We start from the raw sequence: 16881 nt of genomic DNA on the forward strand, positions 1-16881 counted from the left end.
CTTACCCAACGCCGCACCGTCTCATAGGAGACGCCAACGCCGCGTTCTGCCAAGGATTTTGCCAAATGGAAATGCAATCGTCCCGAATCGTTCCAGGTGGCGGAAGAGGCGGACTTAACCGTCCCTACCGCGGCATGCGCTACCCCGAGCCACTCTCGGCCGGCAGCAACATTCCCATGCCGTTTCACCTTTATGGTTTTGTCCTGAGCTTCGGCGCGCGGCATCAGATCGGGATCGTGGTGCTTTCGGTGCTTTCCTTTGCGGCAGGCGCGGCACCGCTTGAAGTACAGCGGCGCCTCATCAACACGGCGGTCGCCGAAGGTTCATTCAGATTGGTGGCGATTCTTGCGGCCATCTATCTCGCCATGGCGCTCGGCGAGGGCATGTGCAAGCTTGGCCTTAACGTCTACCGCAACTGGCTCGGCGAATCCGCCATCCTGTGGCTCCGCCGACTGACCTTCCGCACAGCCGAGGGCGACGGGAGCGACGGCGACAGGATGATGGCAGAAGGCGTGCCGTTGTCCATCATTCTCGCCGAGGCGGAGCCGGTCGGCGGCTTCATCGGCACGAGCCTCTCCGAACCTGTAATGCAGATAGGTATTCTTGCCACTGTCGCCGGTTACCTTCTCTATCTGCAGCCGGTGATGGCAATTGCTGTCGCCGTCGTCTTCCTACCCCAAATGTTGTTCGTCCCTGCCATGCAATCGGCCATCAACCGCCGCGTCGAGGAGCGGATCAAGACTATGCGCCACATTAGCGAGACCGTCGTCGAAGACGGCATGACGTTCGACACTGAGAAGCCTCAGGATGAACGCATGTTCGACGTCTTCGGCGATAACATGCGCATCTACGTGTTGAAGTTCTCCATGAACTTCCTGATGAACATCCTGGTTCAGATTGGCTACGCCGGCATATTCGCGCTTGGCGGCTACTATGTCGTCACTGGCCGTCTGGAGGTGGGCACGATTGTCGCCTTCGTCTCCGGGCTTACGAAGATCAATGCCCCCTGGGGCGACCTGGTCGATTGGTATCGCGACCTCAGGGTGACGCAGGTGAAGTATCGGCTGATCCGGTCGGCCGCCGAAACAGCACTTAATTCGCATGGGACTGCCGTGGCAAGCGTGAACGCCCACATGAGCGCCAAGTAGCCGACCTTTGCACTCCGGCCTCAGGCATCGGATTCTGGATTCGGAGCTTATATTAGTCCCTAGCCAGAGCGTGAGAGACGCAGTCGACTACTTCGATCTGGCAGGCATCGCCGAGCGTCCCTGCTTTTTGCCCGATCGCTTTGGCCTCCGGCAATATGTTGCGAGCCCAAGCGGAGCCTATTGTTCAACGATGAAAGCAGTGAACATTCCCGCACCGAAGTGCCCCTGTTCGTTGCAGAATAGAACGTAATGACCCGATTTGAGGGTCACGGTGGTATTTCGCGACTTGCCCGGATGCACGTCGCCGAGCTCTTTGAGGCCCTTGAACTTGTCTTCATCGACACGCGCGCCGCTTGCATCCACCGGAAAATCCGCCGGTGCAAGGTCTGTCTTGACGAGCAGAAGTTCATGATCTTCGTCAGTGGAAACGTTCGTTACCTGGAACTGAACTTTGCCCGGTTTGACGTGATCAGTGCTCAATGTAATGCCTTGTGAGCCATCTGGTTTGTTCCACAGGTCCGCCTTTACGACGGTCAGGCCAGCGGCATGGCCCGGTACTGCAGCGATGAAGAAGAACGCGACCATGGTGGGCGCAATCAGAGCTAATCTGATCATTGGCATACTCCTCCCGTGCCCCGCGCACCAAGCATCAGGGCCAAATCAAGCATAGCCTACCCAGCGAGGGCCCGGTTTGACCTGGGTCAAAGTCCAATTTTTTGATTGCTTTCGGCGATCAAGCGTATCGCTTCATCCTTTCCCCACATGCGGCGTATCGGGTTCGGCTCGCAGACGCTCGTCAAGGATGTGGTGTCCGGTCTGTTCTTCCTCGTCGACGACACCTCCGCTTCTAAGAGTACATCGAAACGTTCGGTACCAAGGGTACCGTGGCGAAGATCTCGGTGCGGTCCGTTTCTCTGCGGTATCCGTAGGGCACGCTGCCTACCGTGCCCTACGGATAGATCGGCAAGATTGTGAACTTCAGCCGCGCCATCGTCGTCGAGAAGGTTCGCATGCTGTTTAAACAGATCGGCCAGGACATTGCCGCCGCCCCAGAAATCTCCGGCGACTTGCTTGAGCCGTTAAAGAGCCAGGGAATTTCCGAAGTCTAGGACGGCACGCTGGTCATTCGCGCCAATTCAAAAGCCAAAGTCGGCAGCAGACCATGATCCTCCGTGCCGCGCTGGCCACCTTGCATCGTGCCTTCCGCGAGAATGGTATTCAGGCAGTACCCAAGCCACTGACAAACGTTCCGCAACAGCCACATCTCCGTAGAACAGGACGAAGTGCCACAGCTTGGGAATGACCGCTGCGATAGGATGACAATTTCTTGTCACCCCGCAAAGATGCCGTTCAGCGCCCTGCCCTAAACCAGACTGCCTGCCAACAACAATCATGCCCAGCAGTACGCGACAACGCATCATTCATTTTGGGAAGAGAAAATCTCACGACGACGCGCACCCCGAGATCATCGCGACCGTTATCCTGGCTCGTAGCCGACGACCGTGAACCGGCCTACAAACTAATCGGCTGCTTGTTTACCTTGACGAATTTGGTGACCATGAAGTTGATCGGGACCGACCAGTCGCGATTTCTAATTGTTGTTCGATTCCTTGCTCAGCGTGAAAGTCCAGGCGTCTTCGTTATAAGGCTCTATGCCTGCGGCAAATTACTACATTGCTTGGAATGTCATCAATCTAACGAAAAATCTGCTACAAGTTAACTGCAGTCAAATGGCTTCATGCCTTAAAGGTGTGGTTCATCGGAAAATGGAGACCGGTTCCATCGGGCTGAGGGTGGTGAGCTGGAGGCTTAGCGCCGAGGAGACCCTGCATGGCATCTCTCACAAAGCCGCAGCCTCCGGCGCTTGCGAGCACTCCTCATCATCCCGTTCGGGCCAACCTTGCCGAAACGTCACCGTTGCTTCAGGTGATTTCTGCCGCCACGCCCGATAGCGTATTCTCACAGCTAGAATCCTCTCCGGAAGGGCTGGCTACTGACGAGGTTGAAGAACGCCTGGCGACCTATGGTGCCAACGTTTTCGCCGACGGCCAGGCGTCTCCCCTCCTTCCGGAACTGTGGGGCAAGGTTAAAAACCCCCTCAATGGTCTCCTTCTTAGCCTGGCTCTGCTTTCCTGGCTGCTTTCAGATATTCGTTCGGCAGTCGTGATCGCGACGATGGTTGTTCTCAGCGTGGGCCTCGGCTTCGTGCAGGAGCATCGGTCCAACTCGGCCGCGGCCAAGCTCGCCAAAATGGTCCGCGTGCATGTGAGTGTGAAACGCCGGGGCATGACCGACGGCGACCAGGAAGGATTTTTTTCCATACCCCTAGACGGGGTGGTTCCTGGGGACGTGGTGAAGCTGTCTGCAGGCGACATGCTTCCAGCCGATTTGAGGCTTCTCACCTCTAATGATTTATTCGTCAACCAGTCCGCGTTGACCGGCGAATCCATGCCCATCGAGAAGGCGGCCGATGCCGGAGGGGTCACGGACGATGACCCGTTTACACTCCCCAACATCTGCTTCATGGGATCAAGCATTTCGAGCGGCTATGCGACCGGCGTTGTCATTCACACGGGCATGCGGACCTTCTTCGGCAAGCTGGCCCACCAAATCATGGAGGCGGACGAGGAAACAAGCTTCGATCGGGGCATCAGGAGGTTTGCATGGCTTATGCTGCGATTCATTCTCGTCATGGGCCCGTTGGTGTTCCTGATCAACGGATTGACTAAGCACAATTGGCTTGAGGCGTTGTTCTTTGCGGTCGCAGTCGCAGTTGGGCTTGCCCCAGAAATGCTGCCGATGATCGTGACGGTGAACCTGGCCCAGGGTGCCATGGCCATGGCTCGAAAGGGCGCCATAGTCAAAAGACTCAACGCGATTCAGAATTTCGGGGCCATGGACGTCTTGTGCACCGACAAAACCGGAACGCTCACCCAAGACCGGATTGTCCTGAAATTGCATCTGGACGTGAACGGTAAAGAGGACGACGGGGTTTTGACCTACGCGTACCTTAACAGCCGCTTCCAAAGCGGGCTGAAAAATCTTCTGGATGTCGCAGTACAGGAACATGTGGAGCTTGAAGACCATCTGTCCGTCGATTTCGGATACAGAAAACTCGACGAAATCCCCTTCGACTTCAACCGTCGCCGGCTCTCGGTCGTTGTTCAGACTCCTCAGATGAAGCCCCTCTTAATTTGCAAAGGCGCTGTCGAGGAGGTCTTTTCCATCTGCGTGAATTGCCGGACAGCAAGTGGAATCCAGTTGCTCGATGACGAACATCGGGCGGGTGTCGCCAATCTGACAGCGAAGCTCAATGCGGACGGCCTCCGTGTCATTGCGGTAGGCACCAAGGAATACGGCGCCCCCCAGGCGGCCTATAGCGCGATCGATGAGTCCGGTTTGACGCTCCAGGGCTTCATTGCATTCCTCGATCCGCCTAAGGACACAGCCGCCGCCGCCCTCGCTGGACTCAATGCATCGGGTGTGGAAGTGAAAATTCTGACCGGCGACAATGATCTGGTCGCTCGAAAGACCTGTCGGGATGTTGGGTTGGGCATTTCCGGGCTGGTGCTTGGGAGCAATTTGGATGCGATGAGTGACAGCGAGTTGGTGAAAGCCGCTGAAGCTGCCAACGTGTTTGCCAAGGTATCACCCTCCCAGAAAGCCCGCATTATTGGTGCCCTGCAGGCAAACGACCACGTCGTTGGGTTCTTGGGAGATGGCATCAATGATGGTCCGGCCCTTAAGCGAGCTGATGTCGGCATCTCCGTAGATACAGCCGTCGATATCGCCAAGGAATCCGCCGACATTATCCTTCTGGAGAAAAATCTTGCTATTCTCGACGAAGGCGTCATTGAAGGGCGGCGGGTGTTCGGCAATATCGTCAAATATATCAAGATGGGGGCCAGCTCGAATTTCGGGAACATGTTCAGTGTTCTCGGGGCGTCGATATTCCTCCCGTTCCTGCCGATGGCACCATTACAGGTTCTGACCAATAATCTGCTTTATGATTTCTCACAGACAACGATCCCAACCGATGCAGTAGATGCGGAGTACCTGACACGCCCGCGGAAATGGGAAATCGGCAACATCATGCGGTTCATGCTCTTCATTGGGCCGATTAGCTCGATTTTCGACTACGCGACCTTTCTGACCATGCTGTTCGTGTTTAACGCTTGGACCAATGCTGCGCTCTTTCAAACGGGCTGGTTCGTAGAGTCGATTCTGACTCAAACCCTGATCATTCACGTCATCCGGACCGCCAAGAAACCTTTCATTGAGAGCTGGGCCAGTCCGCCCTTGATCGCTTCGACAATCGCAATCTGTGCCATCGCGATTGCATTGCCCTATTCACCTTTGGCAGGGCCGCTCGGGTTTATTCCGCTTCCGGCACTCTATTGGCCGATTATCGCAGGCTTTTTGATGAGCTATGCCATCCTGACTACTATCGTGAAAACGTGGTTCATTCGGCGATGGGGCATGTAATCGATGCGCAGGAACGGCCCTAAGGCAATTTGGCAACGTGACTTTTCATAATGCAAGAAATTGGCTCCCAGCTGGATCGCCCCCAAGGTGCGTGCCGGTCGAGCCGGACGCATTGATCGCCATCAAACAGACGGTCCAACAGCGCGGCCCATTAGCCGTCCAGCAGCGATCGCAGGCGAACGGCAAGCTCGTGAGACGTATAGGGTTTCTTGAGCCAACCGGCACCCGCTGCGATCTCTCGGCTTGCCGCATGAGGTTCGGAATATCCAGAGGTCAGAAGTATCTTCATATCGGGCCGGCTTTCGCGAACCCTACTGGCAAGTTCGTCACCGTTCATGCCGCCTGGCATCGCCACATCGGTGAACAAAAGCCGGATGCCGTCCTGGCGCTCAAGCTCCGCCCAGGCCTCATGTCCGTTCGTCGCCTCGATGACGTCATATCCCAGAGCTGTGAGGCGGGCCACGGTGACCCGCCGCACTCTGGCGTCGTCCTCCACCACGAGGATTGTCTCGCGACCGGACGGAGAGACCGAAATGTCCACTCTGTCGGTTGGGACGCTCCTGTCGGATTCCGCGGCGCGGGGCAGAAACAATCGCACGGTGGTTCCCTGGCCCACCTCGCTGTACAGTTGGAGGTGTCCTGCCGACTGCTTGGCGAATCCATACACCATGCTGAGGCCAAGTCCGGTTCCAGCACCCGGCGCCTTTGTCGTGAAGAACGGCTCGAATGCGTGGTCACGAACGTCCGGCGACATCCCGATGCCGTTATCGGTCACGGAAATCAGGACGTACTTGTTGGGTTGCACGAGTGGGTACATTTGCGAATAATCGCTGTCGATTTCGACCGCGGAGATCTCGATCGTCAGACGCCCGCCGTCCGGCATCGCATCCCTGGCATTTATCGACAGGTTGAGAAGCGCGCTTTGTAGCTGCGCCTTGTCGACCAGAGCACAGGTCCGCCGGCCTGGAAGGATAGTTCGAAGCTCCACCGAATCGCCGAGGGTCCTTTGCAGAAGCTCGGAAAATTCCGCAAGCAGCGCGCCTACATCTATCGTTTGCGGAGCTAACGCCTGTCGGCGGCCGAATGCCAGCAACTGTGTCGTTAGCTTTGCTCCGTCGTCGGCAGCGGACTGAGCCTCCCGCAATAGTGTCAATTGGCTGGTGTCGGAGAGACGGGTTTCGAGCATCTCGAGATTGCCGCCGATAGCTGCCAGGAGATTGTTGAAGTCGTGAGCCAGTCCGCCGGTCAACTGGCCGATCGCTTCCATCTTTTGGGATTGTCGCAGTTCGGCTTCGATGCGATGCCGGCTCGTAAGATCTCGAATGAAGCCGGTAAAAGTCCGCGTCCGGTTGGCCGTCGCTTCGCCAACGGACAATTCCATGGGAAACGTCGAGCCATCCTTCTTCAGACCAACGACGACACGTCCGTGGCCTATGATGCGACGCTGACCGGTGCGCAAATAGTTCGAGATGTAGCTGTCGTGAGCTTCTCGTTCTGGCGAGGGCATCAACATGCGGACGTTGCGGCCGACTACTTCGTCGGCGCGATAGCTGAAAAGCCTCTCGGCCGCCGCGCTGAACGACGTGACCATCCCACGTTCATCGATAACAACCATTGCATCGGGCACAGTGGCCAGGATTGACTTCAGGTGAGCCTCGCGCTCGCCAAGCTCCTCTTGAACGCGCCGCATTCCTGAGACGTCGTTGTTAGTCTGAACGATAAGTGCCTGCGGGGCATTAAGCTGGAGCAAGGTCCAACGGCACGCAACTGTTATGCGAACCCCATCCTTGCGAAGATGAGACACCTCGCCTGTCCAGAAACCCCTGGTTCTTACCTCGAGGCGTATTTCCTCCAGTTCCTGAGGGAATTCCGTAGCGAGTAGATCATGCACCACCTTGCCGATCGCTTCGTCGCGCGTCCAGCCGTAGAGATATTCGCAGCCTGCGGTCCAGCGTTGCACTATGCCGTCGAACCCATGGACGATCAGACTGGCTCCATCGAGCAGACGTACGATCCTGTCTAGGTCGCCTTCATTGACCCGGTCTTCCTCCATCTGCTCCTCCGCGATTGCCATATCATTGCAGATACCGCCGCTGCTCGTCAGCATAGTCGTCTTCGTATTCGTTTGCGTGGCGCGCCAGGGCGGTTCTACTGATGACCCTGAACTGGTGTCGCTCGGCGGGCAGCAATATGCCCTTGGAGACCAGTTTTGTCAGCGTCCGAGACACTGTTTCGATAGTCATACCCAGATAGTCAGCAATGTCGGACCTTATCATGGGAAGGCTGATCAAGTGGCGATCCGTGTCGTCGCTGGTATCCAGCCGATGAAGGAGGAAGGTAGAGACGCGCTCTTCGGCATTCTTCTGGGAAAGCAGAAGCATGTGATCCTGAGAAGCGGTGATCTCGTCGCGAAGATGAGACAGCACTTGCGACCGATGTTCAGGTGCGAGTTGCAGTTCCGCTTCGAACGTGCGCTTGTTCATTCTCTTGAAGCCGACGTGGTCGATCGCCTCCGCGCTGAACAGGTACCGGCTACGAAAAGACAGGCCGATCAAGTCCCCTGCCCGGAGAAAACCAACGATGAACCGCCGCCCGTCCGGGAGGAAACGGCAAATGCGCACGTTCCCCTTCGTCAGGCGAAATATGTGACTGGCCGCGTCCCCTTCGAAGAACAGCGCCGTTCCGGGCTCTGCAACTTCGCAGGGCTGCCGTAGAAACAACGAAGCGAGCCCACCGTCGCCGCAAGGATAGGTATGCGAAACTACTTGAAGATTTGGTATCGCCAACATCACACATTCTCCCCAATGTCGATGCGATTATTTGACGATCGGTGAGTGACACCAGCATGCGATGAGCGTTAAATTACGTGCAGTTTTGTAACGGTCTGTAACAACCCGATCGCAACCATGGCTGAAGCCAAGACATGTATCCGCATTCTCGTCGTGGACGACGATGTCCGCATTCAGCGGATGCTTGCGCAATATTTTTCCGAAGAGGGCTACGAGGTCGTCTGTGCTTCCAGCGGAGCCGAAATGCGGGCCGCAATGGCCGTGCGAGCGTTCGACGTGGTCCTTCTCGATCTGGTGCTCCCCGGCGAAACCGGCGGTCTCGATCTTGCCCGCGAAATACGGTCCACATCAGACGTGCCAATCATGATGCTGACCGGTCGCGACGACGTAGTCGACAGGGTGGTCGGTCTCGAAGTCGGTGCGGACGACTACGTCGGAAAACCGTTTCACCTTCGCGAAGTCCACGCAAGGTTGAAAAATATCCTAAGAAGAAGAAGACAGCCAGGCGCTGCTCCTGCGAAAAACGGCGGCGAGATGGTTCTTTTCGAGGGCTGGCGGTTTGACCTTGAAAGGCGGCAGCTATGGAACTTCGGCGGAACGGAGGTCGCCCTTTCGACTGGAGAGTTCGACATGCTCCGCGTTTTCGTCACCCATCCAGGCCGTGTGCTTACTCGCGACATGCTGATGGATTTGACTCGCAAGAGAGAACGGGAAGGATTCGATCGCACCATCGACGCACAGATCGTAAGACTCCGCCGCAAGATCGAAAAGGATCCCAGCAATCCGCAGCTTATAAAGTCGGTCCGCGGCGTCGGCTACATTTTCACAGCAAGGCCGGGGACGAGTCCGAGGCCATCCGATACATAAGCCCGTGGTCCCAGCCGGAAAAGACGTACTCGTCATTTATATGAACGAGGGACTTCGGCACCTCGCTCCACACTCTAAGATAGTTGCAACGCAAAGCTTTTTTGCGCAATGACGAGAAAAGCAGCTCTGCTATTTTGGCGTCGTCTACGACGCTGGCCGCGATGAAGATCGGAACATCCATGAGTGCGCCGACAAGTGGGTGTTTTCCGACGCGGTAGACCACAAGTCCTCTGATGTAGTCGCCGGGGTCTTCCGCCGCGATACAGGTCCATTGGCTTTCGGGAGCTAAAATCGCCGCCCAGTCTTGCGGCGGAAATGCCGGCTCGACGGCGTGCAGCAGGGCATAGCCAGACAGCGCCTTCTGTCGGCTAAGATTTTCGACGAGATAATCGGAACTCATGTTGGAACTCCCCGGCTTCCAGTTTGCAAGAGTTTCGAGCGCCGGCCCTTTCGCGTCCTTGTCCTAGATCAAAGTGGATACCTACACGCGATGCGACGATGCGGCTCGTTATGCGAAAACCACAGCCGGAGGCGATAATGACTACCATCGTCGGTGAACAAACAGTCCGCCACATCGGTCTGCGGAGCCGCATCTACACGATCTTCCAAAAAGAGCCCCGCTCAGCGGTCCTGTTCGTAGTGTCATCCCTTGGCCTCGTCTTGGCGGGCGCACTCAGTTTTGTGGGAATAGGCGCCCTCGCCTCGATCGTGCTCGTGATCTGTGCGCTGCTAGTTCTCACATCCCTTGGCGTCGAAATCGCGACGAAGCTCTACCAGAAGGAGTTCGGGCTCGACCTCATAGCGGCGCTCGCCATGGCTTCGGCCCTGTGGCTGGGAGAATACCTAGCCAGCGCGGTTGTCGCCGTCATGTATGCAGGCGGACAGTTTCTCGAAGTGTACGCGCACATGCAGGCGGACGATGGGATGTCGGAACTGCTGTCCCACGTTCCGAGCACAGCTCTGCGGGTCACCGCGACGGGTCTGGGCGAGATTCCAATCTCCGATATTGCGGTCGGAGACATCCTTCTCGTCAGAAGAGGCGATACCGTCCCTGCTGATGGCGTCCTGAACAGCGATCTGGGAGTGTTCAATCAGGCCGTTTTGACCGGAGAGCCTATTCCCGTGCGCAAGGATAAGGGCTGCGACGTGATGAGCGGGACGTCCAACGCCGGCGACGCGATCGAAATCCGCGTCACGCGCACCCCGCAGGACAGCGCTTACGCCGGCATCGTCAAACTGGTCGAGGCGTCCAGGCAATCGAAGGCGCCGATGATGCGGCTGGCGGACAGATATGCAGTTGGGTTCCTGCTTTTGACGCTTGCCGTTGCGGGCGCTTCGGCAATCGCGTTTGAAGACGTGACGCGCATCGTGGCGGTGCTTGTCGTCGCGACGCCCTGCCCATTAATCCTTGCCGTACCGGTTGCGCTGGTTGCGGGAACCTCGAAGGCGGCGCGCGAAGGCATATTGGTGAAGGGTGCCGCCGCCCTGGAGGCGCTAGCGGAGACGTCGGTCGTCGTCTTCGACAAGACGGGCACGCTGACCGCCGGCGAACCTCTCATAACCCGCATCGAGGGATCGGCGGATCCCAACGAACTGCTCCGGCTCGCTGCATCCTTGGATCAGATGTCGGCGCACACTGTTGGACGCGCGCTGGTGAAGGAAGCCAGACGACTGCATCTGGAACTCGGCCGCCCGACGGAAGTGCGCGAACTCCCAGGCGCCGGAATAGAGGGAAATGTCGATGGGGTGCGTGTCAGCGTCGGCGGCGACCACTACTTTGGCCTCGATGAGAACGAGCAAGCCTCCTCATCCGATCCACGATCCTCGATGCAAGCACGGGTTTTCGTTGACGGCAAAATCGCGGGTTCAATTATTCTCGAGGACGAATTGCGCCACGACGCAACGGCTGCAGTTCTTGCCCTGAGGAAACTCGACATCAAACGGTTGGTTCTCGCGTCCGGCGACCAAAGGGCCGCGGCGGAGTCTATCGCTTCGAAACTCGGCTTCGACGAAGTGAGAGCCCGACTTACACCCAACGGGAAGGTCGAAGTCATTGCTCAACAGCGAGACTTGGGTCGGGTGCTCATGGTCGGTGACGGGGTCAACGACGCTCCGGCGCTCGCGGCCGCCGACGTCGGCGTAGCGGTCGGGTCGACCAATCTGGCCGCAGCCGCCGAAGCGGCGGACATCGTACTCGTTCGAGACGACTTGAAAGCGATCCCGACCGCGATCGCGATCGCACGTCGCTCGCGCGCAATCGCACTTCAGAGCGTCTATGTTGGGATGGGGTTGTCGCTGGTCGCGATGGGTGTGGCCGGCATGGGATTTCTTCCGCCAGTCGCCGGCGCGTTCCTGCAAGAGGCAATCGACGTCGCAGTCATCCTCAATGCCCTTCGTGCCCGCTTCTAATGGGCCAGTAGAACGGGAAGCTCCACGCCACCTAGCAGTTCCCGTGTCACACCGCCGAGGACGACTTCACGAAGCTTGGAATGGCTGTACGCTCCCGCAATCAGGAGGTCTGCATGTTTTTGCTGCGCGGCGGATTGAATTGCTGCAGCGGTTGTTTCACCGTCGCGCTTGACGCGGATGTCCTCCACAGAAAAGCCGGCATGGTCTAGTGCGGCGAGGAGAAGGTCGTGTGACTCGTCTTCGACTTCCTTGTCGTCGATTACCGAAATAACCCGGACGCTGGTGGCGCTGCGCATCAGTGGGCCGGCACAAGAGAGCGCTCTAGCAGCCGCGACGCTCCCATCCCAGGCGATTGCTATGTTGTCCAAGCGCCCGCAAAACCCACCGGGAGGAAAGAGGACAACGGGGCGACCTCCTCCGAAAAGCAGGCTTTCAATCAGATGCCGACTCGTCTTCGTGGCTTCAACGATCGAAAGTTCAAACGCGCGCGAAATATTAGTAAACCGCTTCACAATCTGGAATTCCTGCGCATCGAAGGAATGGAACCTGTAAGGCACGCGAGACTTGGCGGCGCGCTCCTCGAGATAGGCTGTCAATGCAGCCCCGCTGTCGCGGCTGAACGCCTCGGCGTCGACCCCGCCGCTTGCGGTCGTGAGCGATCGGACCGGTCCTTGGATCTGCGCCATAACGGCAACGAGATCGCCGCGCTGATGCCGAGCCAAGTCGATCGCGTTGTCGACTATCGAAAATGAAGTGACATCCGGAAACGTCACAAGCGGGAGATGGAACTGCGGAATCATGGCGGCCTCCTCTGGTTTCACAGAGCATCGCCGATCTCGCCTGCGGCCACATTGACGAGTGTCAAGGCGGGTCTCCGCAGGTGCTGGCACAAAACAAGCCTGACCATCACGACAAGGATGTTCCCCATGAATCTAGCGGCGCTCACCGCACACCTCGACATCGACGTTGCGACGGACCCGCGCGTCGCCTTCACCCTCGCTTTTGCTGACCGCTTCGGCGCCGATACCGACTTCCTCTGCGCGGCGGAACCCCTTCAGATCATCGAATCCGGTCTAGGACATGTCACCGCTGCAGACGTCGTGCGCAGGGAGGCCGCCGCGATCGAAGCGAGCCAGCGCGAGATACACGACAGCATCATGTGCAAGGCGCCGTTCATGAACGGCGTCGTTTGCTCAAGCGCTGTCCTCAATCCAACGGAATTTGTCAGGGGGCAGTCTTGCGCCAGCGATCTGACGATACTCTTTGAGCCCAATCGCAACCACCCTTTGGATCCTCGGCGCACAGTGGATATAGCAGACATCCTTGTCTCCTCGGGCAGACCGGTGCTTTTGCCTTCCCATTCGATGAAGGCTTTCGACGGTGGTACCGTCGTCGTCGCGTGGAAGGACGGCAAGGAAGCGCGTCGTGCCGTTTCGGGCGCCCTTCCGGTGCTGGCCCGAGCCAGAGATGTCGTTGTCCTGTCTGTGCGCGAACAACACTCCGGACACGGGGATACGCGTGACGATGTCGTGCGGTATCTATCGAAGCACGGGATTTCTTCTCGAAAAATGTCCGCGGATCGTCCGTCGTTAGACGTAGGAGCATCGATCATCTCGGTGGCTCGTGAGCTCAAATCCGATCTGATCGTGGCCGGCGCCTATAGCCACAGCCGCCTGCGAGAATGGGTATTCGGCGGCGTAACGCGGTCTTTGCTCGAAAACGCTTCAATTAATCGACTGCTCTCAACTTGATTTCGGGTGTCCACTTTGATGCTCGTCAAAGCCGTCGGCGCCGAAGACATGTTCAATAATCTGACCGCCGAGAATGTCGGCGGCACGACAACAATCAAGACGAGGAGAAATGCAATGGCAGAAGCAGCTACCAAGCTTCCCGTGAATCCCGAAAAGAAGCCAACCGCGTCCATCGATCGCTGGTGGCCGTTTGACACCCTCCGCTCTGAGATAGATCGCGTGTTTAACGATTTCAGCCCGGCGATCTTCGACCGCCCCAGCAGGATGCCTGCGTCATTTTCGCGAGGCGTCCTTGCTGTCGATCTTGTCGAGAGCGATAAGAACTTCGAGCTTTCCGCCGAACTGCCCGGCGTCGACGTCAAGGATCTCGACATAACCTTGGCTGAGGGCGTTCTGACAATCAAAGGCGAAAAGAACGAGGCGAAGGAAGAAAAGCAAAAGGACTACTATCTGTCGGAACGCCGCTACGGCACCTTCCGTCGCAGCCTTGAACTGCCTCCTGGCGTCGATAGCGGAAAGATCGAAGCGACCTTCACCAACGGCATTCTGAAGGTTGTCCTTCCGAAGACGGCGGAGCGCCAGACCAATAATCGCAAGATCGCGATCAAGGGCGTTTGAGCAACGGCACGGACGCCGACGGCAAGGATCCTGATCCGGCGGCTGGGTCAAACTGGTCGATGAACGACATCCAGATCGCCCGTAGCGAAATGCGGCGATCTGGGCGGATAGGTTGCTATCAATGCCTAAGCCAAAAATCTCAGAAAGCCTCAAACTAATGATCAAGCTTTTATCCTGGCTTCTGTCGGCAGCCGCAGCCCCTCGTTTATGGAGCTCGCTTGTCGCGGCAGTTACGCTCCTGATTCCGCAAACCTCGTCGTGGGCGCAGCCCACCTCCACCGGCGACCTCCCCCCGGAAAAGGTGCGGCAGTTCCTAGAACTCGCAAGCAATCCGGAGGTCAAGGCGTGGCTGGAAGGGAAAATCGCAACCCCTGTCGGAGAACCCGGCTCCTCGATCGCCGAAGCGATCTCGATTTGGGAGGCGGCCGTCGAGGGTCGAATCGCTGCCCTTGCTAATGCAGTTACCCGCGTACCAGCGGAACTGGCGAATGCCATGGCTGTGATCATGCGTGACGTGAATTCGGGGAGGCCAGGGCTGGTCGTCGGTATTTTGGCGCTTTTGCTTATCGTCGGCTTTGGCTCCGAGTGGGTGATCCGACGCGCGCTCACGCGTGTGAGAACGCCGCAGGTGGGAGAGGACGTCAGAAAGACGATTGCGCTGGACGCCGTAGAGCTGCTGACGTTTGCGTTGGCGAGCGTCGGATCGTTTCTGGCATTCGATTGGCCACCGCTGCTGCGCAAGGTCGTGCTGACACTGCTTCTTGCTTTCATCGCGTTTCGCGTCATCTATACGATCGCGCAATCGCTGTTTGCCTTCGGGGCCGCCGGCAGCGGTTTGTCAGATCAATCGATGCCTATGGCGGAAAGGGATGCCGCCGGGCGCTTCTGGCTTCGCCGGGTCAATATCATTGCCGGATCCTTGTTGATCGGCTGGGCCACGGTCAGCCTCATGCCCTCCCTCGGCTTCTCCATAGATGTAGCAAGGCTCGCGTCGTTTGCGTTTGGATTGGGCATTCTGGCGACCGCGATCGAAGCGGTTTGGCGACGGCCCGGCACATCTGCCGCACCCGTCGTGCTCTCGCTGCTTACTCTATATCTCATCTTACTCTGGCTGGCATGGGTAGCCGGTCTCGTCGGACTGATGTTCGTTGGCATCTATTCACTGGTCCTGCCAGCTATGGCGCGCGGCGCCGGCCAAGTGGCGCAAGTCCTCGCCGATAGGGTGCAATCGGCCGGAGCTCTCGGCGTCCTGTTGAACGTTACGATCGTCAGGGGCGCCCGAGCGCTGGTAATTGCAGCGGCGGTCGCGTGGATTGCATATGTTTGGCGATTCGGAGCAGCAGCTCTGATCGGAAGCCAGATTGGCACGATCGTGGTCAGCGGCGTGCTAAATGCTATCGTCATCCTGCTGGTTGCCGACTTGCTTTGGCAAGCGTCGAAGGCGTTGATCGCCTATCGAATGGACCTCGCCGAGCATGCAGCCGGCACCGCGGACGAGGTGGCACGTGGCGGCAGACTGCGTACATTGCTACCCATATTTCGCAACGCATTGGCAGTTTTCATCTGCGCGGTCGCCGCGCTCACAATCCTATCCGGCCTGGGTGTGCAGATCGCGCCTTTGATTGCAGGCGCCGGCATCTTCGGCGTCGCCATCGGTTTCGGTTCGCAAACCTTGGTCAAGGACGTTCTGAGCGGGGTCTTTTACATGCTCGACGACGCTTTCCGTGTCGGTGAATACATCCAGAGCGGCAGCTACAAAGGTACAGTCGAATCGTTCAGCCTGCGATCGGTGCGGCTCAGGCATCATCGCGGACCCGTCTTCACGGTTCCGTTCGGACAGCTTGGTGCCATCCAGAACATGAGCCGGGACTGGGTGATCGACAAAATGACAATCAACGTCACCTACGACTCTGACGTCGAGTTGGCACGCAAGTTGATAAAGCAGATTGGTCAGGAGCTGGCCGTCGATCCGGAATTCGCCGCGGACACGCTGCAGCCATTGAAAATGCAGGGCGTCGACAGTTTTGGCGATTTTGCAATCGTGCTGAGGCTCAAGCTTATGACCAAGCCGAACACGCAGTTTGCCATCAAGCGGCGTGCCTTCATGATGATCAAGAAAGCATTCGACGAGAACGGTATCAAGATTGCTGTTCCTACCGTCCATGTGGAAGGCAGTAGCGACACTGCCGCCGCCTTCCAGATCCAACAGACCATGAAGAAGGCCCAGGCTGCCGAGGCATTAGAAGGAGAAGCCGCAGCTTGATGTCGTAACCATCTCGAACTTGTAAGGTTTGGCTCCCGGACCCTCTCGCGGCATGCTTAGTCGCCAGTGCTCGTATATGATCTCGCCCTGTTGAAAGTCATCTTCCAGTTCTCGAACTCGCTCAATGCGCGATAACCATCGACCGTCCCGCCCAGCAAGACCAAGACGCAACCAACGTCGCCGCGATGATCGATCTCATTCTACCCGTCCCAGGCTTGGCCGACAATCCTAGATACGGTAGATCCGCTCGAACGAGGCGACACCTAGATGGATACGAAGAGTGGTTCTTCGATCGGTCCTCGTCATCGTGGCATCTCAGGCCGTGGTACCAAAATGGCTGTAAAGCCTCCAGCGGTTTCCTATTCGGCAAACCTAGCAAGCTTTAATCCGGACGACGACGGGTGTGCGGCAGAAGCCACCAACGCCTGCTTCTGGTGCGCAAACCAAAAGCTTCCTACGTCCTTTCCCGACGCCACCCTCGCCCGCAAAGCGAGTCAAACAAACAAACCGTCTTTCACCGGCTAGCGCGCATTATTCGCCCACTTTGCGCT

At 57.7% G+C, this 16881-nt stretch carries 13 protein-coding genes; 8 read left to right on the top strand and 5 right to left on the bottom strand.

Annotated features, from left to right (window positions below; translation table 11 throughout):
* The first annotated feature begins 65 nt into the window (after window positions 1–65).
* The gene (locus AB4048_RS21830) at window positions 66–1148 is read left to right on the top strand and encodes an ABC transporter ATP-binding protein (RefSeq protein ID WP_442204082.1); all 1083 of its coding nucleotides are present in this window, start codon (window positions 66–68) and stop codon (window positions 1146–1148) included.
* 177 nt (window positions 1149–1325) lie between these two features.
* On the opposite strand, the gene AB4048_RS21835 is transcribed toward AB4048_RS21830, so the two are convergent.
* The gene (locus AB4048_RS21835; RefSeq protein ID WP_442204083.1) at window positions 1326–1763 is read right to left on the bottom strand and encodes a plastocyanin/azurin family copper-binding protein; all 438 of its coding nucleotides are present in this window, start codon (window positions 1761–1763) and stop codon (window positions 1326–1328) included.
* 356 nt (window positions 1764–2119) lie between these two features.
* Here AB4048_RS21835 and AB4048_RS21840 point away from each other — a divergent pair, with 356 nt between their 5' ends.
* Window positions 2120–2257 (top strand): hypothetical protein, encoded by a 138-nt coding sequence (locus AB4048_RS21840; protein WP_442204084.1) that lies wholly within the window; start codon window positions 2120–2122, stop codon window positions 2255–2257.
* 721 nt (window positions 2258–2978) lie between these two features.
* On the top strand, window positions 2979–5633 hold the full coding sequence (gene mgtA, locus AB4048_RS21845) for a magnesium-translocating P-type ATPase (protein WP_442204085.1): 2655 nt from the start codon (window positions 2979–2981) through the stop codon (window positions 5631–5633).
* Window positions 5634–5784: 151 nt separating this feature from the next.
* Here mgtA and AB4048_RS21850 read toward each other — a convergent pair whose 3' ends face one another.
* Entirely contained in the window at window positions 5785–7686 is a 1902-nt protein-coding gene (locus AB4048_RS21850; protein WP_442204109.1) for a PAS domain S-box protein, read from the bottom strand.
* 22 nt (window positions 7687–7708) lie between these two features.
* The gene (locus AB4048_RS21855) at window positions 7709–8422 is read right to left on the bottom strand and encodes a helix-turn-helix domain-containing protein (protein ID WP_442204086.1); all 714 of its coding nucleotides are present in this window, start codon (window positions 8420–8422) and stop codon (window positions 7709–7711) included.
* 117 nt (window positions 8423–8539) lie between these two features.
* Here AB4048_RS21855 and AB4048_RS21860 point away from each other — a divergent pair, with 117 nt between their 5' ends.
* Window positions 8540–9289 carry a response regulator gene (locus AB4048_RS21860; RefSeq protein WP_442204087.1) on the top strand — a complete coding sequence of 250 codons (750 nt, stop codon included), beginning with the start codon at window positions 8540–8542 and terminating at the stop codon, window positions 9287–9289.
* On the opposite strand, the gene AB4048_RS21865 is transcribed toward AB4048_RS21860, so the two are convergent.
* On the bottom strand, window positions 9246–9689 hold the full coding sequence (locus tag AB4048_RS21865) for a hypothetical protein (protein WP_442204088.1): 444 nt from the start codon (window positions 9687–9689) through the stop codon (window positions 9246–9248). The genes AB4048_RS21860 and AB4048_RS21865 overlap by 44 nt on opposite strands.
* Window positions 9690–9826: 137 nt before the next feature.
* On the opposite strand from AB4048_RS21865, the gene AB4048_RS21870 reads away from it, so the two are divergent.
* Complete coding sequence (locus AB4048_RS21870) at window positions 9827–11698, top strand: heavy metal translocating P-type ATPase (protein ID WP_442204089.1); 1872 nt, start codon at window positions 9827–9829, stop codon at window positions 11696–11698.
* On the opposite strand, the gene AB4048_RS21875 is transcribed toward AB4048_RS21870, so the two are convergent.
* Entirely contained in the window at window positions 11695–12384 is a 690-nt protein-coding gene (locus tag AB4048_RS21875) for a universal stress protein (RefSeq protein ID WP_442204090.1), read from the bottom strand. The genes AB4048_RS21870 and AB4048_RS21875 overlap by 4 nt on opposite strands.
* 240 nt (window positions 12385–12624) lie before the next feature.
* Between AB4048_RS21875 and AB4048_RS21880 the strand changes: the two genes are divergently transcribed.
* The 3 genes from AB4048_RS21880 (at window position 12625) to AB4048_RS21890 (ending at window position 16330) form a co-directional block, all read left to right on the top strand.
* The gene (locus tag AB4048_RS21880) at window positions 12625–13449 is read left to right on the top strand and encodes a universal stress protein (protein WP_442204091.1); all 825 of its coding nucleotides are present in this window, start codon (window positions 12625–12627) and stop codon (window positions 13447–13449) included.
* 114 nt (window positions 13450–13563) lie between these two features.
* Complete coding sequence (locus AB4048_RS21885; RefSeq protein ID WP_442204092.1) at window positions 13564–14067, top strand: Hsp20/alpha crystallin family protein; 504 nt, start codon at window positions 13564–13566, stop codon at window positions 14065–14067.
* Between the two features lie 157 nt (window positions 14068–14224).
* Entirely contained in the window at window positions 14225–16330 is a 2106-nt protein-coding gene (locus tag AB4048_RS21890; RefSeq protein WP_442204093.1) for a mechanosensitive ion channel family protein, read from the top strand.
* Window positions 16331–16881 lie beyond the last annotated feature (551 nt).

It is taken from the genome of Rhizobium sp. RAF56, from assembly GCF_052113965.1.
Taxonomy (GTDB): Bacteria; Pseudomonadota; Alphaproteobacteria; order Rhizobiales; family Rhizobiaceae; genus Rhizobium.